This window comes from Thermus sp. (genome assembly GCF_056332225.1).
The window spans coordinates 1-527 of the sequence record NZ_JBWGQW010000256.1 but is presented as its reverse complement, the minus strand read 5'-3'; the positions used below and the strand labels follow the sequence as shown (position 1 = coordinate 527).

The window sequence follows — 527 nt, the reverse complement described above, 5'->3', positions numbered from 1 at the left end:
CGGGGGGGGTCCCGGGAATCCAGAGGGCCAGCTCCTCAGGGTGGACGCTCCCTTTCGCGGCGGCCCGGAGGTAGTCCTCCATCCTCCCTCCCGTGCAGAGGAGGAGGAGGGTGGCCCCCGCCAGCCGGGCCTCGAGGGCCACCTCCCACCCCGCCACCAGGTCCACGCTCCACCCCCCGCTCGTGGCGGCCAGGTGAAGGCGGCGGGGCGGGGGAAGGTTCCGTTCAGCCCACACCAGGTGGGGGGCCAGGTTTTCCCCCGGGGCCAGGTAGCGGCGGGGCTCCTCCTCCCCCCAGAGGGTCAGCACCGCGCCCCTTTCCACCCCCAGGGCGTGGGCCAAGAGGGCGAGGAGCCGGAAGGGGGAGGAGAGGAGCCGGGAGGCCTCCACCCGCTCCCCGTCCTCAAGAGCGTGGAGGAGGGCGGGCTTGAAGTGGGCCAGGACGGGGCGGGCCTCCTCCGGGACGGCGGGGATGACCCTCAGCGCCTCCCCCTCGCGGCGAAAGCCCAGGTCCGGGTAGCGGTGGAGG

Annotated in this window: 1 protein-coding gene; it reads right to left on the bottom strand. The window is 75.0% G+C overall.

Annotated elements, in window-relative coordinates; all coding sequences use genetic code 11:
• On the bottom strand, nucleotides 1-527 hold a 527-nt coding region (locus AC01Y6_RS11225; protein WP_476671615.1), incomplete at both ends, for a hypothetical protein.